This is a genomic window from Mesorhizobium sp. M1143 (genome assembly GCF_040318435.1).
Classification (GTDB): Bacteria; Pseudomonadota; Alphaproteobacteria; order Rhizobiales; family Rhizobiaceae; genus Mesorhizobium.
The window spans coordinates 216,307-242,169 of the sequence record NZ_JAMYMJ010000002.1 but is presented as its reverse complement, the minus strand read 5'-3'; the positions used below and the strand labels follow the sequence as shown (position 1 = coordinate 242,169).

Genomic DNA, 25,863 nt, shown 5'->3' with positions numbered 1-25,863 from the left:
ACGACGCTGCGGCATTTTGATTTTGCGTATGATCGCCGGCGAAAACCGACTAGGGTTTCGGGATCATCCGCTGGAAGGAGTTGCGAATGAGAAGGGTCGTCGTCACAGGCCTCGGCATCGTATCGTCGATCGGCAACAACGCCAACGAGGTGCAATCCTCGCTCCACGATGCCAAATCAGGCATCAGCTTCTCCGATTCCTTCGCCGAACACGGCTTCCGCTGTCAGGTCTGGGGCGCGCCGACGCTCGACCCGACCCCTATGATCGACCGGCGTGCCATGCGCTTCCTGAGCCAGGGCGCGGCCTGGAACCATGTCGCGATGGACCAGGCGATCGCCGACGCCGGGCTTGGCGAAAGCGACATCACCAATGAGCGCACCGGCATCGTCATGGGCTCGGGTGGCCCCTCGACCCGCACCATCGTCGAGGCGGCCGAGACCACGCTCAAGAACAACAGCCCCAAGCGCATCGGTCCGTTCGCGGTGCCGAAGGCGATGTCGTCGACCGCGTCGGCGACGCTCGCCACCTGGTTCAAGATCCACGGCGTCAACTATTCGATCTCGTCGGCCTGCTCGACCTCGGCGCATTGCATCGGCAACGCCTACGAACTGATCCAGTGGGGCAAGCAGGATGTGATGTTTGCCGGCGGCCATGAGGACCTCGACTGGACGATGTCGGACCTGTTCGATGCCATGGGGGCGATGTCGTCGAAGTATAACGATCGTGCGCCGACAGCTTCCCGCGCGTATGACGCCAATCGCGATGGCTTCGTCATCGCGGGCGGCGCGGGCGTCCTCATCCTGGAGGAGCTCGAACACGCCAAGGCGCGCGGCGCCAAGATCTACGCTGAGATCGTCGGCTATGGCGCGACGTCGGACGGTTACGACATGGTGGCGCCGTCGGGCGAAGGCGCGGTGCGCTGCATGCGCCAGGCTCTGGCGACGGTGTCCACGCCGGTCGACTACATCAACACCCACGGCACCTCGACGCCGGTCGGCGATTCCCGGGAAATGGGCGCCATCCGAGAGGTGTTCGGCGACACGATGCCGTTCATCACCTCGACCAAGTCGCTGACCGGCCATTCGCTGGGTGCCGCCGGCGTACAGGAATCGATCTACTCGATCCTGATGATGCAAGGCGGCTTCATCGGCGAGAGCGCCCATATCGAAAACCTCGATCCCGAATTCGAGGACATGCCGATCGTGCGCAAGCGCATCGACGACGCCAGGATCGACACGGTTTTGTCCAACTCGTTCGGCTTCGGTGGCACCAACGCAACGCTGATTTTCCAGCGCTATTCCGCATAAGGCCAGCGTTTTATTGTAGGGGGATTGCCGGCCATGGACGGACTGATGAAGGGCAAGCGCGGGCTTGTCATGGGCGTCGCCAACGATCATTCGATCGCCTGGGGCATCGCCAGGAAATTGTCCGAACACGGGGCGGAGCTTGCCTTCACCTATCAGGGCGACGCATTCGGGCGCCGCGTCAAGCCGCTTGCCGAGAAGCTTGGCGCGTCTCTGGTGGTGCCCTGTGACGTCGAGGACAGCGCATCGGTCGCCGCCACCTTCGAGACGCTCGGCAAGGAATGGGGCGGGCTCGACTTCGTCGTCCACGCCATCGGCTTTTCCGACAAGAACGAGCTCAAAGGGCTCTACGCCGACACCAGCCGCGACAATTTCGTCCGCACCATGGTCATCTCCTGCTACTCCTTCACCGAGGTCGCCCGCCATGCCGCCCCGCTGATGAGCGAAGGCGGCGCGATGATCACGCTGACCTATGCCGGCTCTGTCCGCGTCATGCCGAACTACAACGTCATGGGCGTCGCCAAGGCCGGGCTGGAAGCCAGCGTGCGCTATCTCGCCAACGATTATGGCCCGCGCGGCATCCGGGTGAACGGCATATCGGCGGGACCGGTGCGTACTTTGGCCGGCGCCGGAATCTCGGACGCCCGCCACATGTACTCCTACCAGCAGCGCAACTCGCCGCTGCGCCGCACGGTGACCATCGACGAGGTCGGCGGCTCGGCGCTCTATCTTTTGTCCGACCTCTCGTCAGGCGTCACCGGCGAAATCCATTATGTGGATTCCGGCTATCACATCGTGTCGATGCCAACCCTGGATGAGTTGAAGCAGACCGACAGCGTACGCGATTAACTCACCAGTAAAATTAGATGCATCGGCGGAAACTCATTTTAAGGAGATATCCGCTAGAAGTCCTATGGGCTTGGGCTCTGCGCGTTCTTGCTGGGCGCAAAGGATGCTTTAGCCTTTATGAATTTGCGCTTGATATTTCCCGAAAGTCGAGTTGATTTCGGGATCATGCGACAGGGACTGAGCAATGCCTGCTGTCAGCAACCCGAAGCGAACACCTGTGTTCCGGCTGCTCACCGTCGCCAGTTCGGGCCTTGGCAGTTTCATCCTTGGGCTTTGGGGCCTCCGGCATGGTTTCGGGGACGGCTTTGCCGGCATGCAGGCGGAAACCATGATCGGCGTCGCGTCGGCGCTATGCGCGCTGGCCGCCGCCGGTGCTGCCTTGTCCTTCTTCGCCGGCGTCGATGAATCGGTGGACTACGTTTTCAACGAAACCCATTTCGACAAGCTGACCGGGCTTTTTGCGCGGCCGGCGATGGTCGGCAGGATTGCCGACGCGGCGTCCGCGACGATCAGGACCGGTGAGCCGGTGTTCCTCATCGACATCGACATCGACCGCTTCAAGCAGATCAACGACGCCATCGGCTACAGCCATGGCGACGAACTGATCCGCGGCTTCACCAAGCGGTTGAAGGCCTGCATGCCCGAAGGCGCGGTGATGGGGCGCATCGGCGCCGGCGAGTTCGCTATCCTTGTCTGGGAACACCAACTCCAAAGGTCCATGGAAAGCACCGTCGAAACCATGATCGAGGAGATGCTGAAGCCGTACCAGCTCGATTCTCACCTGCAGTCGGTCGGCCTGTCGGTCGGCATCGTGGCGATGCCAAAGGATGGAGTCGATCCGGTCCTCATCCTGCGCCGCTCCAACCTGGCGCTGCAGAATGCCCGCGCCGGCGGCGTGGGCAACTGGTCGGTCTTCCATTCCGACATGGGCCAGGTCGCCGACTACCGCCACTGGATCGAATCCGAACTGCACATCGCCTTCGTCCGTGGCGATTTCGACCTTCACTACCAGCCGCAGCTCGACCTGCCGACCGGCCGTATCGTCGGCTACGAGGCGCTGATCCGCTGGAAGCACCCGGAACGCGGCATGATCCCGCCGATGGAATTCATTCCGATCGCCGAAGAGACCGGCATGATCCACCCGATCGGCAATTGGGTGCTGAACAAGGCCTGCAGCGATGCCCGTCATTTGCCCGAGGACTGCTTCGTTGCCGTCAACATCTCGCCGGTCCAGTTCATGACCAAGGATTTCGTCGGCATCGTGCGCGATACGATGGCCAGCACCGGCATCAAGCCGTCGCGGCTGGAGCTCGAAGTGACCGAGACGGCGATGATGCAGGACCGCGACCGCGCCGCCACCATCCTGCAGCAGCTTGCCGACATGGGCATTTCGGTGGCCGTCGACGATTTCGGCACCGGCTATTCCAATCTCAGCTACCTGATCGACTTCGCCTTCGGCAAGCTGAAGATCGACCGCTCCTTCGTCAGCCGCATCGACACCGATTCGAATTCGGGCGCCGTCGTCTCTACCATCGTCGGCCTGTCGCGGGCGCTCGGCGTCGGCATCATCGCCGAAGGCGTCGAGACCGAGAACCAGGCGACGCTTTTGCGAGCAGCTGGTTGCGAGATGGTGCAGGGCTATCTGTTCGGCAGGCCGGCGCCGCTCAAGATCAAGCCTGGCGATATCAGACCGACCATTCCCGTCCACGAGCCGGCGCGCATCGTCAGCATGCATTGAGGCGACCGGCACCGTCCTATCGGCGCGCGGAGAAAACCTTGAACATGCCGTCGCGGGCGAGCTCGGCATGGCTGGAGAAGACGGCCTTCAGAACCGGTTCGTAAGGCAGCTGACGGTTCGCCACCATGAACAGCCGCCCGCCCGGCTTCAGCGCCTTGCCCGCCGCCTGGATCATGCCGGCGCCGATTTCCGGCTCGGCCGCCCGGCTGCGATGGAAGGGCGGGTTCATGACGATGGCATCATAGCGCCGCTCGACCGGCTCGCTCAGCAGATCGGTCCAGAAGAAGCCGGGCTCGAAGCCTGTCTGGCCGATATTGCCCTTGGCCGCCTCAAGCGCTTCGAAATCCGCTTCGTAAAGGTCGAGCCCTGTTATGCCGGGTGAACGTGCCGCGACCTCGGCGGTGACATAACCCCAGCCGGCGCAGAAATCCGCAATGTTGCCGCGCAGGTCTTTGGGCAGGTTGTCGACCAGAAGTTTCGAGCCGGCGTCGATCCGGTCGAAGGAGAACATGCCGGGCGCGGTGCGGAAGCGGTCCTCTACGACCAAGGCGGGATTGGCGACGCGCAGTTTTTCCGCAGGCGCCAGATCGACCGGTCGGCGAAGCCAGAAGGCGATGCCGTGATATTTCGGCAGATGCCCTTCGATCGGAACAAGCTCGTCGATGCGCTTGCGCAGGCTGGCGATGCCTTCGTCCTTGCCGCCGGCGACAATGATCAGACCGCCCGGCGTGACGCGTTCGATCGCCTCGGCAATATGCATCTCGTTTAGCCCACGATGGCGGCCGGCAAGCACGAGCGCTGCATCGAATGCATCGCCTTCCGCGCGCGGCGTTACCTTGTGGCCGGCACGCTCCAGCGCTCGGAGATACGGCCGGAAACCCTGTGCAAGATGGAGCTCTGCCTCGAAGCCTTCCGGCAGGCGAAACCCAGGCTCGGCGCCCAGGAACAGCACACGCTCGCCCTTTTGCGGCAGAGGGAGCGCCCCGGCCTCGAAGGGGTGAAACAGTGTCTTCAGCGGCTCAGCGGCCATTCTTCGATTCTCATGTCGTAGACGGGTCTTAAACGAAAACGGGCGCGACATAAGCCGCGCCCGTTCAACTCTATTGTCAGACCACTCAGGCGGCGTTTTCTTCGCCTTCGGCCTTCTTGTCGCGGGCGATTTCCTTGCCGGTGGCCTGGTCGACGACCTTCATCGACAGGCGGACCTTGCCGCGCTCGTCGAAGCCCATCAGCTTGACCCAGACCTTGTCGCCTTCCTTGACGACGTCCGAGGTCTTGGCGACCCGGTCGTTGGCAAGCTGCGAGATGTGGACGAGGCCGTCACGCGGACCGAAGAAGTTGACGAAAGCGCCGAAGTCGGCGGTCTTGACGACCGTGCCTTCGTAGATTTCGCCGACTTCCGGCTCGGCGACGATGGTATGGATCCACTTCTTGGCCGCCTCGATCTCCTTGGCGTTCGACGAAGCGATCTTGACCGTGCCGTCGTCCTCGATGTTGATCTTTGCGCCGGTCTTCTCGACGATCTCACGGATAACCTTGCCGCCGGAGCCGATCACGTCGCGGATCTTGTCGGTCGGGATGTGCATAACCTCGATGCGCGGTGCGAACTCACCGAGTTCGGGGCGGGCGCCGGTCAGAGCATGCGCCATCTCGCTGAGGATATGCTGGCGGCCGTCCTTGGCCTGGTCCAGCGCGATCTTCATGATCTCCTCGGTGATGCCCTCAATCTTGATGTCCATCTGCAGCGAGGTGATGCCGCCTTCGGTACCGGCAACCTTGAAGTCCATGTCGCCGAGGTGATCTTCGTCACCCAGGATGTCGGACAGAACCGCGAAGCGCTCGCCTTCCTTGATCAGGCCCATCGCGATACCAGCAACCGGCTTGGCCAGCGGAACGCCGGCATCCATCAGCGCCAGCGATGTGCCGCAGACGGTGGCCATCGACGACGAACCGTTGGACTCGGTGATCTCCGAGACGACGCGCAACGTATAGGGGAACTGGTCAGCGCTCGGCAGCATCGGACGGATGGCGCGCCAGGCGAGCTTGCCGTGGCCGATTTCGCGGCGGCCCGGCGAACCCATGCGGCCGGTCTCGCCGACGGAGTAGGGAGGGAAGTTGTAGTGAAGGAGGAACTTCTCCTTGTACATGCCGGTCAGCGAATCGACATACTGCTCGTCCTCGCCGGTGCCCAGCGTGGCAACGACCAGCGCCTGGGTCTCGCCGCGGGTGAACAGCGCCGAACCGTGCGTGCGCGGCAGGACGCCGACTTCCGAGACGATCTTGCGGACGGTCTTGAGGTCACGGCCATCGATGCGCGAACCGGTGTCGAGGATGTTCCAGCGCACGACCTTGGCCTGGAGTTCCTTGAACACCGAACCGATCTGCTCGGAGGTGTACTTGGCGTCTTCGCCTTCGGCCGGAGCGAACGCTGCCTTGACCTTCGCCTTGACGGCGTCGACGGCGGCGTAACGCTTCTGCTTGTCGACGTTCTTGTAGGCATTGCTGAGCTCGTCGCCGACGATCTTCAGCATTTCAGCTTCGAGCGCGGAGTAGTCCGGCGCCGTGAAATCGCGCGGCTCCTTGGCGGCAACTTCGGCCAGCTTGATGATGGCGTCAATCACCGGCTGGAAGCCCCTGTGGCCGAACATGACGGCGCCGAGCATCAGCTCTTCGCCGAGTTCCTTGGCTTCGGACTCGACCATCAGCACGGCGTCGGTGGTGCCGGCGACGATCAGGTCCAGCCTGGATTCCTGCATCTCATCGACATGCGGGTTGAGCACGTATTCGCCGTTGATGTAGCCGACGCGGGCGCCTCCGATCGGGCCCATGAAGGGAACGCCCGACAGCGTCAAAGCGGCCGAGGTGGCGACGATCGACAGGATATCGGGATCGTTCTCGAGGTCATGCTGGACGACGGTGACGACGATCTGGGTGTCGTTCTTGTAGCCGTCGGCGAAGAGCGGGCGGATCGGGCGGTCGATCAGGCGGGAAACCAGCGTTTCCTTTTCGCTCGGACGTCCCTCGCGCTTGAAGTAGCCGCCCGGGATCTTGCCGGCGGCGTAGGTCTTTTCCTGGTAGTTGACGGTCAGCGGGAAGAAATCGAGGCCTGGCTTCGGCTCCTTCATCGAAACGACGGTGGCGAGAACCTTGGTTTCGCCATAGGTCGCAAGCACCGCGCCGTCAGCCTGACGTGCGATCTTGCCGGTTTCCAGGATGAGCGGACGGCCGCCCCATTCGATTTCCACTTTGTGGTAGTTGAACATATCTTGTCCTTAGTAAGCGGAAAGGGCCGCGCCGTTTCACGGTGCGCGGATGCCCTTTCCCTGGCTTCCTTTCTCGGGCAGCCACGGGCAAGACAACGGGAAGCTCGGGTAGATTCGGCGCTGGTTAGCGCACGAGCGTCCTGCAATCCTGCCCCATGACCGTCCATGGGCGGTTTCGAGTGGCCTCTGCACGCTCGAAACCGGGTCTGGCCAATCGATGCGACTGGCAGAATGCGCGACCGGCGGGCTCTCCTTCGAAAGCCCGCCGGTCAATTCGTCAACGGCGCAGACCGAGCTTCTCGATCAACGTCTGATAGCGCGCGTCATCCTTGCGCTTGAGATAATCAAGCAGGCTGCGGCGCTGGGAGACGAGAGCGAGCAGACCACGGCGGGAATGGTTATCCTTCTTGTGGTCCTTGAAGTGGTCGGTCAGGTTCTTGATGCGCTCGGAAAGGATGGCCACCTGGACTTCCGGAGACCCGGTATCGCCCTTGGCGGTTGCGAATTCACCCATCAATTCCTGTTTGCGCTCGGCAGTAATCGACATCGTGTTTTTCCTTATCTGTTTGAGGAAACGGGTCGCCCTCAGCCGGGATGTCGTCCAGCAGGGGCCGGTGCAAGCAAAGCGACATGGCGCGATGCTGCGGCGCATATAAGGCAATTCCCTGGAAAACACCAGCCCATTCATAAAGCCGGCTCGTCGCAGCCCTTTGCTCAGGAATCCAGGATCCCCTGACACCTGGAGCTTACAGCCACTTCTTGCTTTTGAAGAAGACGATCAGCCCGACAGCAACGGCCAGCATGAACAGCAGCGAAGCCGGGTAGCCATAGTAGGCTTTCAGTTCCGGCATGTTCCACGGCGAGCTCTCGGGATCGAAATTCATCCCCCAGATACCGACCAGGAAGGTTAGCGGCATGAAAATCACCGAGACGATGGTGAGATAAGAAATCACATCGTTGGTGCGCGCCTGGCTCAGCGACAAATGCATTTCGATCAAGCCGGTCAGCATATCACGCTGGTTCTCGACCAGCTCGATCAGCCGCAATGCGTGGTCGAGCGTGTCGTTGAAGAAGATTTTCGTCTCCGGCTTCACATAGGGCACGTCGTTGCGGATCAGCGTCGCCAGCGTGTCGCGCATCGGCCACAGCACGCCCTTGAGCACATTGGCGTCGCGCCGCAATTCGTGCAGCTGGCGCATCTGATGCTTGTGAGGCGTGTTGAGCATCTCGTCCTCGATGCCATCGACCTCCTCGCTAGCGGCCTCAATCGGCGGGAAATAGCTGTCGACGATGGAATCGATGAGCGCATAGGCCAGATAGTCGGCGCCGCGCATCCGCAAGCGGTTGGGCAACGCTGCGGCGATGCGCTTGCGCACGGGGTCGAACGGATCGCCTTCGCGCTCCTGGAAGGTGACGACGAATTTCTTGCCGAAGAACACCGCGATCTGCTCATAGCGATGCACCTTGACGTCGTCGATCATGCGCATGACGACGAAGGCGTGGTCCTCGAAGAAGTCGACCTTCGGCCGCTGGCCGGTGTTGACGACATCTTCCAGAGCCAGTGGATGCAGGTTGAAGATCCGGCCGATCTCCTCGATCAGCTGGATGTTGGCGAGACCGGTGCAGTCCAACCAGACGACCGGCCAGTTGTCGCAATGGGTGTTGAGATCGTCGATGCTGGCATCGTTGATGGTCTTGAATTTTTCAGGCGAAATCAGCGTCAGCCGCAGCTCGGACCGTCGCGCCGCCGGATCGGCGATCAGCGTGCCGGGCGAGGCGCCAACCGGCGGCCGGCGCGTTGTCACCGGCGCCCGCTTCTTCACCGCCTCAGCCTTTGCCATGTGCCCCTCGGATGTGACGTCGACGTAAGACTAGACGAGAGTGGTCAGCCGACAAAGACCCGCTTCGGCTTGAACATGCCTTGCTCGATGGCGCCGATGGCGACAAGCTTGCCGCGCGCGGTGGCGCAGGCTTCCTCGGCTTCCACGGGCGCGTCGCGGCCGCGGATGATGACGGGATTGCCAAGGCGGATCTTGGTCGCCGCTTCGTCGCTGATGGCGATCTGGGGCAGGCAGTCGAGCGCGGCGGCCGTGTCGACAAGCAGCGCATCGATGGCGCCAAAGTCGATCGGCGCGTCGGAAACATCGGCGTCGCCCTCTTTGTCAGCTTCGCGCTGTTCGCCGAAACGGGCGGCTTCCAGTTCGGCGACGGTGACGAAATCCTCCTGGGTGAACGGCTCGACCTCGACCCTGCGCAATTCGGCGATGTGGCCGAAGCAGCCGAGGTCGCGGCCCATGTCGCGGGCCAGCGAGCGCACATAGGTGCCTTTGCCGCATTCGACCTCGAACGAAGTGTGGTCGGCAGCGTGCTCGACGATGTCCAGACGGCCGATCTCGATCTCGCGCGCGGGGATGTCGACTGTCTCGCCCCCACGGGCGAGATCGTAGGCGCGTTCGCCTGATATCTTGATGGCCGAGAATTGCGGCGGTGTCTGCATGATGACGCCGGTGTAGTTCGGCAGCAGCGCCCTGACATCGTTTTCCGCCGGACGGCGGTCGGAACTTTGCGTCACCGGGCCTTCGAGATCGTCGGTCGAACGCTCCTCGCCCCAGGCGACGGTGAACCGGTAGATTTTGGCGCCGTCCTGCACATAAGGCACGGTCTTGGTTGCCTCGCCGAGCGCGATCGGCAGCATGCCAGAGGCCAGCGGGTCGAGCGTGCCGGCATGGCCGGCCTTTTCTGCCTGGAAAAGCCATTTGATCTTGGAGACGGCTTCGGTCGAACCCATGCCAACCGGCTTGTCCAGCACCACCCAGCCGGAGATCGGCCGTCCCTTCTTCTTGCCGCGGCGCCCCACTATTTCTCGTCCTTGTCGTTGTCTTCGCCATCGGCACCCAAGTCTCGCGCGACTTCGGGCGATTTCAGCAAATCGTCGATCCTGGCGAAATTGTCGAAGGACGTATCGAGCTTGAAGCGGAACTCCGGCATGAACTTCATCTGGCGGAGCGCGCCGGAGACGCGGCCACGGACGAACTTCGCATGCTTGTTGAGCGCGTCGATGACCGCACCCGTGTCCTTGGCGCCGAGCGGCGAAACGAAGGCCGTTGCGACCCTCAGATCAGTCGACATGCGCACTTCCGAGACCGAAACCACGGTGTTCTCGATCAGCGGGTCGATAATCTCGCCGCGCTGCAAGGTTTCCGACAGCGCATGGCGCACCTGTTCGGCGACGCGAAGCATGCGCTGGGATGGGCTGGAGGCGGTTGGACGGGGCATTTTTCTCAATCCGGAAAGCGTGAGGCGCGGGATGGGACCGTGCCGCATGCCTCATACTTGTTTCTATGCATGTCGTTTATCCCGCACTTTTGGGCGACAGGCATTAAAGTTAGGGCGGCGGTCTTTCGACCACCGCCCGGTCGTATCGACAGTATACGAACTCAGAGCGTCCGGGTCACCATCTCGACGCGGAAGCACTCGATGATGTCGCCAACGCGCATGTCCTCGTAGTTCTGGAAGGCCATGCCGCACTCCTGGCCGCCCGGAACTTCCGCGACTTCGTCCTTGAAGCGCTTGAGGGTCTTCAGCGTGCCTTCATGGATGACGACGTTGTCGCGGATCAGGCGCACGCCCGCTCCACGCTCGACCTTGCCTTCGGTGACACGGCAGCCGGCGATCTTGCCGACCTTGGTGATGTCGAAGATCTCGAGGATCTCGGCATTGCCGATGAAGGTCTCGCGGCGTTCCGGCGACAGCAAGCCGGAAAGTGCTGCCTTCACATCATCGACAAGGTTGTAGATGATCGAGTAGTAGCGGATTTCGATGCCCGCGGCCGCCGCGGCCGCACGTGCCTGCACGTTGGCACGGACGTTGAAGCCGATGATCGCGGCCCCCGAGGTCTCCGCCAGCGACACGTCGCTTTCGGTGATGGCGCCGGCGCCGGCATGAACGATGCGCGCACGCACCTCGTCGGTGCCAAGCTTGTCGAGAGCGGCGTTGATCGCCTCGATCGAACCCTGCACGTCGCCCTTGATGACCAGCGGGAATTCCTTCAACCCGCTCGTCTGCAACTGCGACATCATCTGTTCGAGCGAGCCGCGCTGGCCGGCATGGCGAGCCACTGCCTTCTCGCGCGCCAGACGCTGGCGATATTCGGTGATCTCGCGGGCGCGGGCCTCGTTGTTGACGACAGCGAAGCGGTCGCCGGCTTGCGGCGTGCCTTGCAGGCCGAGCACCTCGACCGGCATTGCCGGCGGCGCCTCCTTGATCTGCTCGCCACGGTCGTTGACCAGCGCGCGCACCCGGCCCCATTCGTTGCCGGCGACGAGGATGTCGCCCGGCATCAAAGTGCCGGTCTGCACCAGTACGGTGGCGACGGGGCCACGGCCCTTGTCGAGCTGGGCTTCGATGACCACGCCCTCGGCGGTACGGTCCGGATTGGCCTTGAGGTCGAGGATTTCGGCCTGCAGCAGGATCGCCTCGAGCAGCTTGTCGAGGTTGGTGCCCTTGGTCGCCGACACTTCGACGTCCAGCACTTCACCGCCCATCGATTCGACGAACACCTCATGGCGCAGCAGTTCCGACCGCACCTTCTGCGGATCGGCATCATGCTTGTCGATCTTGTTGATCGCCACGATGATCGGAACGCCGGCCGCCTTGGCATGGCTGATCGATTCGATGGTCTGCGGCATGACGCTGTCGTCGGCCGCCACCACCAGGATGGCGATGTCGGTCGCCTGAGCGCCGCGGGCGCGCATCGCCGTGAAGGCGGCGTGACCGGGCGTGTCGATGAAGGTGATCTTCTGACGGTTCTTCTCGACCTGGTAGGCGCCGATATGCTGGGTGATGCCGCCGGCTTCGCCGGAGACGACATTGGCATTGCGGATGGCGTCGAGCAGCGAGGTCTTGCCGTGGTCGACATGGCCCATGATGGTCACGACAGGCGGCCGCGACACCAGGTCCTCGGCATTGTCGGCAATGTTGAACAGGCCTTCCTCGATGTCGGACTCGGCGACGCGGCGGACCGTGTGGCCGAATTCGGTGGCGACCAGCTCGGCCGTGTCGGCGTCGATGATGTCGCCCGGCTTCAGGATCTGGCCCTGCTTCATGAAGTACTTGACCACATCGACAGCGCGCTCGGACATGCGCTGCGCCAGTTCCTGGATGGTGATGGTTTCAGGCAGGATCACTTCGCGCATAACCTTCTCGCGCGGCTCATTATGCATCGCGCGCTTGAATTTTTCCTGGCGGCGACGCATCGACGACAGCGAGCGGGCGCGCGCGTCCTCGTCGGAAAGCGCCGTGTTGAGGGTCAGCTTGCCGCGACGACGGTCTTCCTCGGCCTTGGTCGGCTTGGCCGGGCGCGCCACTTCGGGCGTAACCGGACGGCGTACCGGGGCGCCGGCGGCGGTGCGCTTCGGCTTGACCTCTTCCTCGTCGTCCGATGCCACAAGCTCGGCAGCCTGCGGCGCGCGGCGGCGCGCTTCTTCCTCGGCGCGGCGGCGGGACTCGGCCTCGGTCTGCAGGCGGGCTTCTTCCTCGGCCTGACGGCGCGCGGATTCCTCGCGCTCGCGCTTGCGGCGTTCCTCATCCTCGTTGCGGCGCTTGGCCTCTTCGATGGCGCGTTGGCGGTCCTCGACGTCGCGAACCTTGGAGCCTTCGAGCGCCCTGCGGCGCGCTTCCATTTCATTGCGCGACAGTTCGTTCAGCACCATGCCGCCGCGTTCGGCCGGCGGCGGCGGAGGCGGCGCCTTGGGCGCTTCCTGCACGACGGGGGCTGCCACTACCGCGGGCTTGGGCGTAAATACGGGTGCAGCCACCGGCTCCGGCTTGTCGCCGGGCATGGAGAATTTGCGCTTCTTGATCTCGACCTGGACCTGCTTGGTGCGGCCATGCGAGAAATTCTGTCGCACGACGCTCTGCTCGGTACCGGGGCGCTTCAGCGTCAAGGTCTTCTTCGGTGTAACACTCAACGTCTTGTCGTCGCCCGATTTCGTATCGCTCATTCCATATCCTCTGCAGCATCATCTTCGTCAGCAACGGCCGCAAGCATTGCCAGATCGTCGGGGGTTCCGCCCCGATATCGGTCGAGCGCAACCATGCGCCTCTCAACCGCCTTGCCCGCGTCTCCCGCGAGAACGGCAGCATGTATCACATTTGTACCCCCCAATGCCAAGCTCAACTCGGCCTCGGAGAAAAGTTTGTAGGCAAGGACTGCAGGCCCGCCGAGGTGGACAGTTGCCCGCCGCGCCTGACTGATCTTGCGCACGCCATCGTCGGATGCCTCGGTCGCGTGGAGCACGAAAAGCGCCAACCCCGAGCGCACCGCGCTCTCGACCTTGGTTGCGCCGAGTGCGATCGAGCCAGCCTTGCGGGCAAGGCCAAGCATACCCAAAGCGGATCGTGCAAGCAGTCCGTCGACCATGCCGCCGAGATCGGGCGGCACGACGACCTGCGCCTTGAAGGCGCGGGCAAACAGGTTCTTCGCCGCCGCCTTGTCGATATGTAGGCGGTCGGCGCTCACCCAACAACCACGGCCGGGCAGATTTCTCTTCAGGTCAGGAACGACGGCCGAATCCGGGCCGACGACGAAACGGATCAGCTCATCCGGCTCGGCTTGCTTGCGCGTGACGATGCAGGTGCGATCGTTCATCTCGTCCTGGGGCGGGTTGTGTGCGATGCGGTTTCACCTCACGCACCAACGGCTTCGTCAGCCGGGACCTGTTCAGCTGCAAGCTCGTCTTCGGTGATCCAGCCGGCCTTGAGGCGGGCTGCCAGAACCATCTGCTCGGCGTCAGCGCGCGACACGCCGTGATTGGCGAGCACACCCGGGAATACCTTGGTCTCGCCGTCCTTGCGTTCCTTCCAGCCGGTCAGGTCGTCGGCGGCATAGCCGGCGAAATCCTCGATCGTCTTCACGCCATCCTCGCCGAGCGTCACCATCATGGCGGTGGTGACGCCAGGGATCTCGCGCAGTTCGTCGGTGACGCCCAGCGCCTTGCGCTTGTCGTCATGCTCGGCTTCGATCTTCTCCAGATATTCGCGGGCGCGGGTCTGGATCTCCGAAGCGGTGTCTTCGTCGAAACCGTCGATCGAGGCGATCTCGCCCGAATCGACATAGGCAACTTCCTCGACGCTGGTGAAGCCTTCGGAGGCCAACACCTGGCCGACCATCTCGTCGACATCAAGGGCTTCCATGAACAGCGACGAGCGTTCGACGAATTCCTTCTGGCGGCGCTCGGATTCCTCGGCCTCGGTCAGGATGTCGATGTCCCAGCCGGTGAGCTGCGAGGCAAGACGCACGTTCTGGCCGCGACGGCCGATGGCCAGCGACAGCTGGTCGTCGGGAACCACCACTTCGATGCGCTCGGCATCCTCGTCGAGCACGACCTTGGCGACTTCCGCCGGCTGCAGCGCGTTGACGATGAAGGAGGCGGCCGAAGGCGACCACGGAATGATGTCGATCTTTTCGCCCTGCAATTCGCCGACCACCGCCTGGACGCGGCTGCCGCGCATACCGACGCAGGCGCCGACCGGATCGATCGACGAGTCACGCGAAATGACGGCGATCTTAGCGCGCGAGCCTGGGTCGCGGGCGACCGACTTGATCTCGATGATGCCGTCATAGATTTCCGGCACTTCCATGGTGAAGAGCTTGGCCATGAACTGCGGATGGGTGCGCGACAGGAATATCTGCGGGCCGCGCTGTTCGCGGCGCACGTCGTAGACATAGGCGCGGACGCGGTCGCCGTACTTGTAGTTTTCACGCGGGATCAGCTCGTCGCGGCGGATAATCGCCTCGCCACGGCCGAGATCGACGATGACGTTGCCATATTCGACGCGCTTGACGGTGCCGTTGACGATCTCGCCGATGCGGTCCTTGTATTCGTCATACTGGCGGTCGCGCTCGGCCTCGCGCACTTTCTGCACGATGACCTGCTTGGCTGACTGGGCGGCGATGCGGCCGAAATCCATTGGCGGCAGCTGTTCGGCGATGAAGTCGCCAAGCTGGGCGTCCGGATTGCGCTCGCGGGCCGAGGAAATGGCGATCTGGGTGGCGTAGTCGTCGACCTTCTCGACCACTTCCATCAGCCGCTGCAGCTTCATCTCGCCGGTGTTGGCGTTGATGTCGGCGCGGATGTTGGTTTCCTGGCCGTAGCGCGAGCGCGCGGCCTTCTGGATTGCATCAGCCATGGCGGCAATGACGATCGACTTGTCGATCGACTTTTCACGCGCCACCGCGTCGGCGATCTGCAGCAGTTCAAGTCTGTTGGCGCTTACAACCATCTTATTTCTCCCGAGCTTGTTGCCGAGCTTTTAGGCCCGGCCGCTCATCATAGTTCCTGTTCGATTTCGTCTTCCGCGCCGCCTTCAGCACCTTCGGGTGCATCATCAGCTTCGCCGCGGCGTTTCTTGGCTTCCTTGCGTTCCCGGTTGTCCTTCGAAAGGGCATCGCGAATAAGGTCGTCGGTGAGGATCAGCCGCACATCGGCGATCGCGTCATAAGGAATGCGAACCGTCGGCTCTTCGCCGTAGGCGGCCTTGTCGCGCTCGAGCAGCATGTCGTCTTCGCCGGCTTCGGCGATCTTGCCCTTGAAGCGCTTGCGGTCGGCGACCGGCACCGAGGTTTCCATCTTCACCAGATGGCCGGTCCAGGTGACGAAATCCGACTTGCGCACCAGCGGCCGGTCGATGCCCGGCGACGACACTTCGAGATGATAGGCCTTCTCGATCGGGTCATCGACGTCGAGCGCCGGCGACACAGCGCGGCTGACCTCTTCGCAATCCTCGACGGTCATGGTGCCGTCCTCGCGTTCGGCCATGATCTGCAGCGTCAGGCCGTTCTGGCCCGACAGATGCACCCGCACGAGGCGGAAGCCAATGCCTCGCAACACCGGCTGAACGATCAGCGCGATGCGCGCATCGATACCGCTTTCGCGGATGATGCGGTCGTCGGCTTCGCTTGCCGTTGCAGTCATGCGGTTCCTGTCGTTCTCTGGATCAGGATGATCGTCGTCCCGAACCATCTCTTTGCTGATGGCTGACCGGCAGGTAATAAAAAAGAGCGGGACCGGGTGGACCCACTCTTCGTCATACCGACCAAGAATTTGAGGCTGATATAGACGATCCCGGCCAGTGTTTCAAGTCTGTTGACGGGCCGGGCAGAGTGCAGCCGGGGACGGCTGGCAGGATTGCGCGCGGCGCATGCCGGCCATGCGGTAACGGCCCTGTGATCCCGGATTTCACATCCCTATCTATGTTGCACTGCACAAATCAAAGATGAGCGCGCGGTGGCGCGCGAAAGGTCAAGACAATGAGCAACCGTACCGTGTTTTCCGCCATAGGCGACGCCTTTGCCCTGTTCGGCAGCGCCGTTGCCGCCTCGCGGGCCGTCGAAGCCGGCCGCAAGCCGCGCGCCAACGATCTGCGCCGGCTCGGCATGGACCCGACCGCTTTCGGCAAGATCGGCCGTTTCTGAAGCCAGACCGGCTGTTGATGCGGGACACTTTCCCGCATCGAACTATTTTCTGATGAAGGTGAGATAGGCCGGCCGTCGGCCCTCGCGAATGGCTTTCGCCTCGTAGCGTGTGCCCGGCCAGCCTTCATAGGGCCGATGCCAGTCGGCCCCACCTTGCGCCTGCCAGAGGAGCGCGCCATGCGCCCGACAGTGCAACAAGGTCCAGTTCACATAGGTGTCGATGTCGGATGCGAAGCGGAATTTTCCGCCCGGCTTCAGCACGCGCGCGAACCGATCGAGGTTGAGCGGGCTGACGAAACGCCGCTTCCAGTGCTTTTTCTTCGGCCAGGGATCGGGGTAGAGCAGATCGATGCCGTCGAGCGACGCCTGCGGCAACCAATCGAGCAGGCGCGTGGCGTCGTCATCATAAACGCGAAGATTGGCAAGCGGCTTTTCCCGCACCGCCATCATCAGCTTGGCCATGCCGTTGACGAACGGCTCGACACCGATGAAGCCGGTCGCCGGTGCCTCCGTGGCACGGTGCAGCAGATGCTCACCGCCGCCGAAGCCGATTTCCAGCCGAACCGTTGAAACATCCGCTGAGAATAGCGCGCGCAATTCTGCCGGCGCCTGGACGGAGAGGTCGAGGCCATAGGCCCCAAGACCGCTTTCCAGCGCCGCCGCCTGCTGCGGGCGAATGGTCTTGCCGTGCCGGCGGCCGAAGAACCCTTCGGTCGCGCGGCTCCGCCTGTCCTGTGGATCCATGGCCTGGTCGCGCGCCGCGCTTAGATTGAGATGAGATTTGGGATTGAGATGAGATTTGGCTGAAATCTCATCTCAATCTAATCCTTTGTTGGAGCACGATCTTTTCCAAAAAACCGGTACCCACTTTTTGGAATCATGCCTAAGCAGCGATCGCGTCCTTGAGCGCCTTGGCCAGATCGGTCTTTTCCCAGGAGAAGGACCCGTCTCGGCCGGCCTTGCGGCCGAAATGGCCGTAGGACGAGGTCTTTGCGTAGATCGGCTTGTTGAGGTCGAGATGCCTGCGGATGCCGGATGGCGACAAATCCATCACCGTGCGCAGCGCTTCCTCGAGCTTGGCCTCGTCGACCTTGCCGGTGCCGTGCAGGTCGACATAGACCGACAGCGGCTGAGCAACGCCGATGGCGTAGGACAGCTGGATGGTGCAGCGGTCGGCGAGCTTGGCCGCCACCACATTTTTGGCGAGATAGCGCGCCGCGTAGGCGGCGGAGCGGTCGACCTTGGTGGTGTCCTTGCCGGAGAAGGCGCCGCCGCCGTGCGGGGCAGCACCACCGTAGGTGTCGACGATGATCTTGCGGCCGGTCAGGCCGGCGTCGCCGTCCGGCCCACCGATGACGAACTTGCCGGTCGGGTTGATGTACCACATGCAATCGTCGGCGATCTTGAGGTCGCCGAGCGCCTCACGGATGTAAGGCTCAACGACCTTGCGGACCTTCTTGGAATCCCAGGTCGCGTCGAGATGCTGCGTCGATAGCACGATCTGAGTCGCTTCGGCGGCCTTGCCATCGACATAGCGAACGGTGACCTGGCTCTTGGCGTCAGGCCCGAGCTTGCCGGCTTCGCCGTTGTTTTCGTGACGGGCAGCGGCGAGCAGTTCGAGAATCTTGTGGCTGTAATAGATCGGCGCCGGCATCAGGTCCGGGGTCTCGCGGCATGCATAGCCGAACATGATGCCCTGGTCGCCGGCACCCTCTTCGCCCTGGCGGTCGGCGGCGTTGTCGACTCCCTGGCCGATGTCGGGCGACTGGCCGTGCAGCAGAACCTCGATCTTTGCCGTCTTCCAGTGGAAGCCGGCCTGCTCGTAGCCGATTTCGCGGATCGCCTTGCGGGCGACCGACTTGAACTTGGCCGGGTTGACGACCGAATGCCCGGCGGCGTCCTTGAGGATGTTGCCGGCTTTGTCCCGCTTCAGCAGAGTATCGGGAACCCTTACTTCGCCGGCGATGACGACGCGGTTGGTGGTTGCGAGCGTCTCGCAGGCGACGCGGACTTTCCATGGGTCCATGCCGGTCTTCTTGGCCTCGCGATAGACCAGATCTACGATCTCGTCCGAGATGCGGTCACAGACTTTATCGGGATGACCCTCGGCCACGGATTCCGAGGTGAAGAAGTAGTTCTGCCGCGTCACGGGTGTCCCCTCTTGAAAAAACGATCGGCAGGGCTGCCGATTTTGGCGCGCCACGTGTTAACGGTGCCGGGCGCCGCTCGTCAAGCGGTGCCGCGGTTCTGGCATGAGTGTCGCAGCAATATATCTTGTACCACCGGCGGCTTGGCTCCGCCGGCAGTCGAGCCCCTGGGCTACTCGGGCCCGGGGGATTACTGGGGCCAATGGGTCAATCGACCCACCGAATCACTCGGCATCTTCGGCAGAAAGGGACTTCACAAGGTCGATAATCCGGCGGCGCACCTTCACATCCGCGATCTTGACGAACGCGCGGTTGAGCTGAAGCCCTTCCGGACTGCCGCAGAATTCGACGGCGAAAGCCATCGAAGTGTCCTCGGCAAATCCTCTATTACCCACCGGCTCCTGCCCTGGCGCATCCTCGAAAAAGAAGGCGACAGGCACGCTGAGTATCGAGGCTATTGCCTGCAGACGGCTGGCGCCGACGCGGTTCGTTCCTTTTTCATATTTTTGGATCTGCTGGAACGTAATACCGAGATTTTCACCGAGCTTTTCCTGGCTCATTCCAAGCATATTGCGCCGAAGGCGGACGCGACTTCCGACATGGATGTCGATCGGATTCGGTTTCTTCTTGTTTTCTTCTGTCATTTTTTCCTCGCCGAATTTTTCCGGCCTTTTCTATTTTTCTCGCCCAAACGAAGCCGGAGCCAACTGCCCCAACAGAAACACCAACCGACTTCGAGAAAATTAGGCGGTAACAGTATGAGTTTCTAATGTGTCGACTGTCAATTCACCCGTAGCCGTTGCCTTACGTTCAAGCTGAGGGCGATTGCGGCAAACACCAACATGATCAGCATTCCGTTAATGCGCCGCCCCGCGGCGGAGATGAAGGCTTGGCCGGAGATCGGCACCCGCACGTCGATGGCGCCACGTGCATCGACCGCCAATGCGTCGACGATGCGTCCGCGCGTATCGACAACGGCGGAAATGCCGTTGTTGGCGGCGCGCAACAGCGGCAATCCGTTTTCCACCGCGCGAATCTGAGCCTGCCTGAAATGCTGGTACGGCCCGGGCGTGTCGCCGAACCATGCGTCGTTGGTGACGTTTACAATAAGCTGGGATGACGTTGCGTCAACAGCCACCAGATCAGGAAAGATCACCTCGTAGCAAATAAACGGCAAGGCGCTGATGCCGCCGGGCAGAGCGATCGGATGGCGCTCGTTGCCGGCGGCGAAGTTCATCGGCCCGGCGACGAACTGTCCGATGCCGAAGCGGCTGAGCAGACCGGAAAACGGCAGATACTCGCCGAACGGCACCAGATGGACCTTGTCGACGGCATCAGCGATTTCACCCTTGTCGTCGATCGCCACCACCGAATTGTAGTAGCGGCTGTCGGCATCCGCCCCGGATCCGCGCTCCTCGCGCACGACGCCGGCAATCAGCATCTGACCAGGCTGCAGCATGTCGCCGAGCGCGGTCAGCGCGTCCGGACGCTCGGTGAACAGGAACGGTACCGAGGTCTCCGGCCACAGGATAAGTTGCGGTTTGTCATGACCGGGATCGGGCGCTGCGGCCGACAGGCCCATCATCGTGGCGAAGATGCGGTCGCGCACCGAGGCGTCCCATTTTTCGCTGAGGTCGACATCCGGTTGCACGATACGGACATCGAGAGTGCGGGTTGCCGGCTTGTCGGGGGTCGCGAGCCTGACATAGCCGAAGCCGGCATGGGCGGCGACGAGAATGGCAAGCAGGACCACACCGAGACGGACATGCCGGCGTGCTGCAAGCAAGGCCGGCATGGCGAAGACAAAGACCGCCAGCGCGTTCATGCCGACCATGCCGGTCACCGACACGCTTTGCATCAACAGCGGCACGGGCATCGCCGCATACCCGACGGCATTCCAGGGAAAGCCGGTGAACAGGAAGCCGCGCAGCCATTCCGTCAGGCCAAAAGCAAAGGCAAGGGCGGCAATGCGGCCAATGTCGTTGGTCCATAACAGCCGCGCGACGACGGTGGCGAAGCCGTAGAAAAATGCCAGCGCCAAAGGAATGCCGACGACCGCGAAGGGTAAGGCCCAGGCGAAACTGTCGGCCTCGACCAGAAGCGCCTCACCGATCCACCACAGGCCGGCGAGGAAATAGCCGAAGCCGAACCACCAGCCAATGGCAAAGGCCGGCCGCAGGCGCCTGAGCCAGCCGTCGGAAGCCTCGCCGGTGGCGCCGTCGAGCAGCCAGACCAGCAGTGGAAACGAGACGAAACAGACGGCGAAGAAATCGTAAGGCGCCTGGGCGAGCACCGCCAGCGCCCCGGCAAGAAACGCCACCAGCGCGCGCCGCCAGCCCCAAAGCAGAATTATCCGGCCGGCAAGGCGCTCCATACAGACTTCCCAGGTCGCGCGAATCAAGAGCCAAGATTTATCAGATTTATTGAAACGCGAACCGGCCGATCGCTGCGCTATCGGTGCCATCCCTCGATGGTTAGCCCGCTCAGTTGCTCGGCCTCCTCGCGCGGCACGGTGCGCAAGGTCTGGGAGAAGGTCCAGAGTGGCCTTCGGGGTCGCGCGCCCGATACTGCCGTTCGCCGTAGAAATGGTCGGCAGGCTCCTCGACGATTTGGGCTCCAGCCGCCATTGCCCGCTCACAATGCACGTCCAGGCCGTCTTTCAGACGCACACAGACCGACTGAGTGTTCTTGCCGCCGACGCTTACCGGACTGGCAATATGATCGGCCCATTCGGAATCGACGATGATATAGCCATCGCCAAAACGCATTTCGGCATGGACCAGCCGTCCGTCGGCATCGCTGACCACCATGCTCGGCTCGAAGCCGAAGGCCGTTTCGAGCCATTTCAATGCGGCTCGCGGGTCCTTGTAGAAGACACCGGAGCCAAAGGTTGAGTGCTTGAAGGGATCGTCGATCGTCATGTACCGAGCGACGTTCTGCTCTAGGCCTGCTCAGTGCGAGCGGTAGCGCGGCGGCGACGCTCGCCCTTCTGGTTCTGGACGATGCGCACCCGCTTGACGCGGCGCGGATCGGCGTCGAGCACGTGGAATTCGAAGCCGGGGATGGCTTGCACAACCTCACCACGCGCGGGCACGCGGCCCAGCGTGTTGAAGATCATGCCGCCGATCGTGTCGACATACTCGCCATGCTCGCCGGCGGTAAAGTCCTCGCCGATCATCTTGGCGACCTCGTCGATCTCGGCCTTGCCGTCGACGACGAATACGCCCTCGCCGGTCTGGGTGATCAGCGGCTCGTCCTCGTCATGCTCGTCCTCGATATCGCCGACGACCATCTCGACGATGTCTTCCAGCGAGGCGAGACCATCGGTGCCGCCATATTCGTCGATGACCAGCGCCATCTGGGTTCGCGTCGTCTGCATATGACCCATCAGGTCGGAGGCAAGCATCGATGGCGGCACGAAAAGCACCGGGCGGATCAGATTGAGGTCGCCGATGGTGCGGCCGAGATCGACCTGGGCGAGGTCGAGAAGCGTCGTTGCCGGCGTCTTCCTGGATGTTCTGCCCTTCTTGACACGGGCAACCTTGGTGATGTGGGCTAGCACGTCGCGGATGTGAACCATGCCGCGCGGATCGTCGAGCGTCTCGGAATAGACCGGCATGCGGGAATGGCCGGACTGCTCGAACAGACCGAGCAGATCGCCCAACGTCGTGGTGATCTCGACGGCCTCAATATCGGCGCGCGGCACCATGACGTCCTCGACGCGTACCTCGCGCAGGCGCAATATGTTGTTGAGCATGGCGCGTTCGCCGGGCGAGAAAGACCCGGCATCGCTGGTCGTTTCGGCAAGCGCGCCGGCGATTTCCTCGCGCAGGCTGGTGCCGTTCCGCTGCCTGAAAAGGCCCAAGATGCGGTCGAACAGGGACGGACCGGCAGGCGATGGCTCGCTGGGAATACTACCAGAAGCGGGGCTGCCGGAACTGGGACTCGGACTCGATCCCTCTTCCGTCGTATCGGAAGGCTTTGTCGCACTGCCAGCCTCGGGGCGGGCGGCAGTTTCTGGTTTGTCGTTCATCGTCGTCCGGTCAATTGGTCTTTTGTCATTACGTGTAGGGATCGGGAATGGCAAGCCTTGCGAGCGCTGAGCGCTCGATGGCTTCCATCTCCTCGGCCTCTGCATCGGTCTCGTGATCGTAGCCCAGCAAATGCAGCAGGCCGTGGATGACGAGATGGGTGATATGGTTCTCGAAGGGCTTGTCTTCCAGGGCTGCTTCGCGCGCCACCGTCTCGGCGGCCAGCACGATGTCACCCAGCATGGGCGGCAGCTTGCCACCCCTGGGGAACGGAAAAACAGGGAAAGACAAGACGTTGGTCGCCTTGTCCTTGCCGCGCCAGCCGGCATTGAGGGTACGGATATGGGCATCGTCGGAAAAGACGATGCTGAGTTCGGAAGGACCGGCAGCAGCGGTTTCGGCAAAGGCAGCCGACACGGCGCGATCGACCAGACGCGTCAGCGCCGCCTCATCGGGCCAGTCGCCGGCCCCGACCGACATATCGATCTCGACGGGAACCGAACTATCCCCGCCGCCAGGTCTTATGTCTTCAGGCATGAGCCCGCATCGTCGCATCAGCTCTCGGCGCCGAGGCCGCGCGCCAGCTTGGCGTCGCGGTCATAGGCCCTGACGATTTCGGCCACCAGCGGGTGGCGCACAACGTCGACATCGTTGAAGCGCACGGTTACCGCGCCGGCCACGCCGTCAAGGACACGCAAGGCTTCGACGAGGCCCGACTTGGTGCTTGGAGGCAGATCGATCTGAGTCGGATCGCCGGTGACGATCATGCGCGAATTCTCGCCGAGGCGGGTCAAAAACATCTTCATCTGCATCGGCGTGGTGTTCTGCGCCTCGTCGAGGATGACGGCGGCATGCGCCAGCGTGCGGCCGCGCATGAAGGCCAGCGGCGCGATTTCGATGACCTCGGCAGCGATAGCACGCTCGACCTTGTCGGCCGGCATCATGTCGTAGAGCGCGTCATAGAGGGGCCGCAGGTACGGATCGACCTTTTCCTTCATATCGCCGGGCAGAAAACCCAGCCGCTCGCCGGCCTCGACCGCTGGGCGTGACAGGATGATGCGCTCGACCATGCCGCGTTCGAGCAGCATCGCCGCATGCGCCACCGCCAGATAGGTCTTGCCGGTGCCGGCCGGGCCAATGCCGAAGACAAGTTCCGAACGCTCCAGTGCCCGCATATAGGCGTCCTGGTTGAGCGAACGGGCATAGATCGTCTTCTTGCGGGTGGAGATCTGGGCGGCCGAAACCTTGCCCTTGCGTTCAAGCGTCGGCAGCGTCAGCTGGTCGTCGGCGGCAATCGCCATGCGCACGGCGCCATCGACGTCGGACTGGCCGATGTCGGTGCCCTTCTGGAGAATGCCGTAGAGATTGTCGAGTGCGCGGCGCGCCTGTTCGGCCGCCGAGGCCGAGCCCTTGATGGTCAACTGGTTGCCGCGCGAGCGGATATCGACGCCGAGCTTCTGCTCAAGCCGGGCCAAATTCTCGTCGAACTGACCGTACAGGGCGCTGGCAAGCTTGTTGTTGTCGAAAGTCAGAACGATGTGCGCCATGTCAGAGGCCCCGGATGTCTGGTTCTGGGGCAGAGTCTTCACTTCAGCAGCGCTCAACCGTCTCTCCTCATCTGCCGAGGCCATCAAGCCAACTCGGCGAACAGGCTATTGTAGCCCGTCTTCGTGATTCGCACCCGGATAATGTCACCGATTTCGGCGGCCTTTTCATCAACAATAACCGGCTGCAGCCAGGGCGAGCGGCCGACCTTCTGGCCGGCCTGACGGCCGGGCTTCTCGATCAGCGTGTCGATGGTGCTGCCGACCAGGCCCAGGCCGAAATCCTGCTGCTGCTTGAGCAACAATGCCTGCAGCTGTTGCAAACGTTCATCCTTGACCGCTTCCGGCACGTGATCGGGCATATCGGCGCCCGGCGTGCCGGGACGCGGCGAATATTTGAACGAGAAGGCCGAGGCGTAGTTCACCTGGCGCACCAGACCCATCGTGGCCTCGAAATCCGCCTCGGTTTCGCCGGGGAAGCCGACGATGAAGTCACCGGACAGCGCGATGTCGCCGCGTGCAGCGCGGATGCGCTCGAGCAGCGCCAGATAGTCCTTGGCCGTGTGCCTGCGGTTCATCGCCTTGAGGATGCGGTCTGACCCGGATTGCACCGGCAGGTGCAGATAAGGCATCAAAGCCGGGAGATCGCGATGGGCAGCGATCAATTCGTCGTCCATGTCGCGCGGATGGCTGGTGGTGTAGCGCAGCCGCGCCAGGCCGGGAATTTCGGCCAGCCGGAACAGCAGGCGACCAAGCCCCCATTCCATGCCATCCTCACCCTTGCCGTGCCATGCATTGACGTTCTGCCCCAGCAGCGTCACCTCGCGCACACCGGCATCGGCCAGCCGCTCGGCTTCGGCGACGATCTGCGCCACCGGCCGCGACACTTCCGAGCCCCTGGTATAGGGCACGACGCAGAAGGTGCAGAATTTGTCGCAGCCTTCCTGTACCGTGAGGAAGGCGGTGACGCCGCGCTTGATCATTTCGGCACGCTTCGGCTTCGGCAGATGCTCGAACTTGTCCTCGATGGCGTATTCGGTCTCGACGATCTTCTCGCCGCCACGCACCCGGGCCAGCACATCGGGCAGCCGGTGATAGGTCTGCGGGCCGATGACCAGATCGACAGCAGGCGAACGGCGGATGATTTCCGCGCCTTCGGCCTGCGCGACGCAACCGGCGACGCCGATCAGCATTTCGCGCCCAACTGCTGCGCGTTCAGCCTTCATGTCGCGGATGCGGCCGAGCTCAGAATAGACCTTTTCCGCCGCCTTCTCCCTGATATGGCAGGTGTTGAGCAGCACCAGGTCGGCGTCGGCGATGACATCGGTCGCGGTGTAGCCGTCGGCGGCCAGCGCATCGGTCATGCGCTGTGAGTCATAGACATTCATCTGGCAGCCATAGGTCTTGACGAAGACCTTTTTGGCCGGGGCGGACGCCGCAGCAGCGCTTTGCGAGGCGCTGTCGGTTTCGTTCCGCTCTATCGTGTTCAAATCCATCCGGCGGCTTCTAACG

The 25,863-nt window shown here is 62.8% G+C and carries 22 protein-coding genes and 1 pseudogene; 4 read left to right on the top strand and 19 right to left on the bottom strand.

Going from position 1 to position 25,863, the window contains the following annotated elements; all coding sequences use genetic code 11:
* Positions 1 to 86: 86 nt before the first annotated feature.
* The 3 genes from fabB to NKH35_RS02880 all read left to right on the top strand — a co-directional run bounded on the left by fabB (position 87) and on the right by NKH35_RS02880 (position 3,891).
* Complete coding sequence (gene fabB / locus NKH35_RS02890) at positions 87 to 1,307, top strand: beta-ketoacyl-ACP synthase I (RefSeq protein ID WP_023738184.1); 1,221 nt, start codon at positions 87 to 89, stop codon at positions 1,305 to 1,307.
* A 33-nt stretch (positions 1,308 to 1,340) separates the two neighbouring features.
* Complete coding sequence (gene fabI / locus NKH35_RS02885) at positions 1,341 to 2,153, top strand: enoyl-ACP reductase FabI (protein WP_023669564.1); 813 nt, start codon at positions 1,341 to 1,343, stop codon at positions 2,151 to 2,153.
* Positions 2,154 to 2,337: 184 nt separating this feature from the next.
* Entirely contained in the window at positions 2,338 to 3,891 is a 1,554-nt protein-coding gene (locus NKH35_RS02880; RefSeq protein WP_023831945.1) for a putative bifunctional diguanylate cyclase/phosphodiesterase, read from the top strand.
* Between the two features lie 16 nt (positions 3,892 to 3,907).
* On the opposite strand, the gene NKH35_RS02875 is transcribed toward NKH35_RS02880, so the two are convergent.
* The 10 genes from NKH35_RS02875 to rimP all read right to left on the bottom strand — a co-directional run bounded on the left by NKH35_RS02875 (position 3,908) and on the right by rimP (position 16,129).
* Positions 3,908 to 4,921 carry a class I SAM-dependent methyltransferase gene (locus NKH35_RS02875; protein WP_352913311.1) on the bottom strand — a complete coding sequence of 338 codons (1,014 nt, stop codon included), beginning with the start codon at positions 4,919 to 4,921 and terminating at the stop codon, positions 3,908 to 3,910.
* Between the two features lie 85 nt (positions 4,922 to 5,006).
* Complete coding sequence (gene pnp / locus NKH35_RS02870) at positions 5,007 to 7,154, bottom strand: polyribonucleotide nucleotidyltransferase (protein WP_023688738.1); 2,148 nt, start codon at positions 7,152 to 7,154, stop codon at positions 5,007 to 5,009.
* Between the two features lie 277 nt (positions 7,155 to 7,431).
* Positions 7,432 to 7,806: a 30S ribosomal protein S15 gene (gene rpsO, locus NKH35_RS02865; RefSeq protein ID WP_280790898.1), complete on the bottom strand. Its 375-nt coding sequence runs from the start codon at positions 7,804 to 7,806 to the stop codon at positions 7,432 to 7,434.
* 94 nt (positions 7,807 to 7,900) lie between these two features.
* Positions 7,901 to 8,995 (bottom strand): magnesium/cobalt transporter CorA, encoded by a 1,095-nt coding sequence (gene corA, locus NKH35_RS02860; protein ID WP_023688739.1) that lies wholly within the window; start codon positions 8,993 to 8,995, stop codon positions 7,901 to 7,903.
* 44 nt (positions 8,996 to 9,039) lie between these two features.
* Complete coding sequence (gene truB / locus NKH35_RS02855) at positions 9,040 to 10,011, bottom strand: tRNA pseudouridine(55) synthase TruB (RefSeq protein ID WP_023746681.1); 972 nt, start codon at positions 10,009 to 10,011, stop codon at positions 9,040 to 9,042.
* Complete coding sequence (gene rbfA, locus NKH35_RS02850; protein ID WP_352913309.1) at positions 10,011 to 10,430, bottom strand: 30S ribosome-binding factor RbfA; 420 nt, start codon at positions 10,428 to 10,430, stop codon at positions 10,011 to 10,013. The genes truB and rbfA overlap by 1 nt, the downstream gene beginning before the upstream one ends.
* Positions 10,431 to 10,591: 161 nt before the next feature.
* Positions 10,592 to 13,156 (bottom strand): translation initiation factor IF-2, encoded by a 2,565-nt coding sequence (infB, locus tag NKH35_RS02845; protein ID WP_023688741.1) that lies wholly within the window; start codon positions 13,154 to 13,156, stop codon positions 10,592 to 10,594.
* The gene (locus NKH35_RS02840) at positions 13,153 to 13,803 is read right to left on the bottom strand and encodes an RNA-binding protein (protein WP_023669556.1); all 651 of its coding nucleotides are present in this window, start codon (positions 13,801 to 13,803) and stop codon (positions 13,153 to 13,155) included. The genes infB and NKH35_RS02840 overlap by 4 nt, the downstream gene beginning before the upstream one ends.
* Positions 13,804 to 13,841: 38 nt before the next feature.
* The gene (gene nusA, locus NKH35_RS02835; protein WP_023669555.1) at positions 13,842 to 15,437 is read right to left on the bottom strand and encodes a transcription termination factor NusA; all 1,596 of its coding nucleotides are present in this window, start codon (positions 15,435 to 15,437) and stop codon (positions 13,842 to 13,844) included.
* A gap of 47 nt (positions 15,438 to 15,484) precedes the next feature.
* The gene (gene rimP, locus NKH35_RS02830) at positions 15,485 to 16,129 is read right to left on the bottom strand and encodes a ribosome maturation factor RimP (protein WP_023669554.1); all 645 of its coding nucleotides are present in this window, start codon (positions 16,127 to 16,129) and stop codon (positions 15,485 to 15,487) included.
* Between the two features lie 335 nt (positions 16,130 to 16,464).
* Here rimP and NKH35_RS02825 point away from each other — a divergent pair, with 335 nt between their 5' ends.
* A complete protein-coding gene (locus NKH35_RS02825; RefSeq protein WP_023669553.1) occupies positions 16,465 to 16,629 on the top strand; it encodes a hypothetical protein in 165 nt (54 codons plus the stop codon).
* A 42-nt stretch (positions 16,630 to 16,671) separates the two neighbouring features.
* On the opposite strand, the gene trmB is transcribed toward NKH35_RS02825, so the two are convergent.
* The 9 genes and pseudogenes from trmB to miaB form a co-directional block, all read right to left on the bottom strand.
* The gene (gene trmB, locus NKH35_RS02820) at positions 16,672 to 17,373 is read right to left on the bottom strand and encodes a tRNA (guanine(46)-N(7))-methyltransferase TrmB (RefSeq protein ID WP_023688742.1); all 702 of its coding nucleotides are present in this window, start codon (positions 17,371 to 17,373) and stop codon (positions 16,672 to 16,674) included.
* Positions 17,374 to 17,512: 139 nt separating this feature from the next.
* Complete coding sequence (gene metK / locus NKH35_RS02815) at positions 17,513 to 18,778, bottom strand: methionine adenosyltransferase (protein ID WP_023669551.1); 1,266 nt, start codon at positions 18,776 to 18,778, stop codon at positions 17,513 to 17,515.
* Between the two features lie 222 nt (positions 18,779 to 19,000).
* Entirely contained in the window at positions 19,001 to 19,420 is a 420-nt protein-coding gene (locus NKH35_RS02810) for a helix-turn-helix domain-containing protein (protein ID WP_023669550.1), read from the bottom strand.
* A 137-nt stretch (positions 19,421 to 19,557) separates the two neighbouring features.
* Positions 19,558 to 21,150 (bottom strand): apolipoprotein N-acyltransferase, encoded by a 1,593-nt coding sequence (lnt, locus tag NKH35_RS02805; RefSeq protein WP_023713467.1) that lies wholly within the window; start codon positions 21,148 to 21,150, stop codon positions 19,558 to 19,560.
* 77 nt (positions 21,151 to 21,227) lie between these two features.
* A pseudogene (locus NKH35_RS02800) lies at positions 21,228 to 21,697 on the bottom strand (VOC family protein).
* Positions 21,698 to 21,717: 20 nt separating this feature from the next.
* Positions 21,718 to 22,809 carry a hemolysin family protein gene (locus NKH35_RS02795; RefSeq protein WP_352913306.1) on the bottom strand — a complete coding sequence of 364 codons (1,092 nt, stop codon included), beginning with the start codon at positions 22,807 to 22,809 and terminating at the stop codon, positions 21,718 to 21,720.
* A 28-nt stretch (positions 22,810 to 22,837) separates the two neighbouring features.
* Positions 22,838 to 23,344, bottom strand: a complete 507-nt coding sequence (gene ybeY / locus NKH35_RS02790; RefSeq protein ID WP_352444002.1) for an rRNA maturation RNase YbeY — start codon at positions 23,342 to 23,344, stop codon at positions 22,838 to 22,840.
* A 17-nt stretch (positions 23,345 to 23,361) separates the two neighbouring features.
* Positions 23,362 to 24,354: a PhoH family protein gene (locus tag NKH35_RS02785; RefSeq protein WP_027049340.1), complete on the bottom strand. Its 993-nt coding sequence runs from the start codon at positions 24,352 to 24,354 to the stop codon at positions 23,362 to 23,364.
* 83 nt (positions 24,355 to 24,437) lie between these two features.
* Positions 24,438 to 25,847: a tRNA (N6-isopentenyl adenosine(37)-C2)-methylthiotransferase MiaB gene (miaB, locus tag NKH35_RS02780; RefSeq protein WP_352444001.1), complete on the bottom strand. Its 1,410-nt coding sequence runs from the start codon at positions 25,845 to 25,847 to the stop codon at positions 24,438 to 24,440.
* Positions 25,848 to 25,863 lie beyond the last annotated feature (16 nt).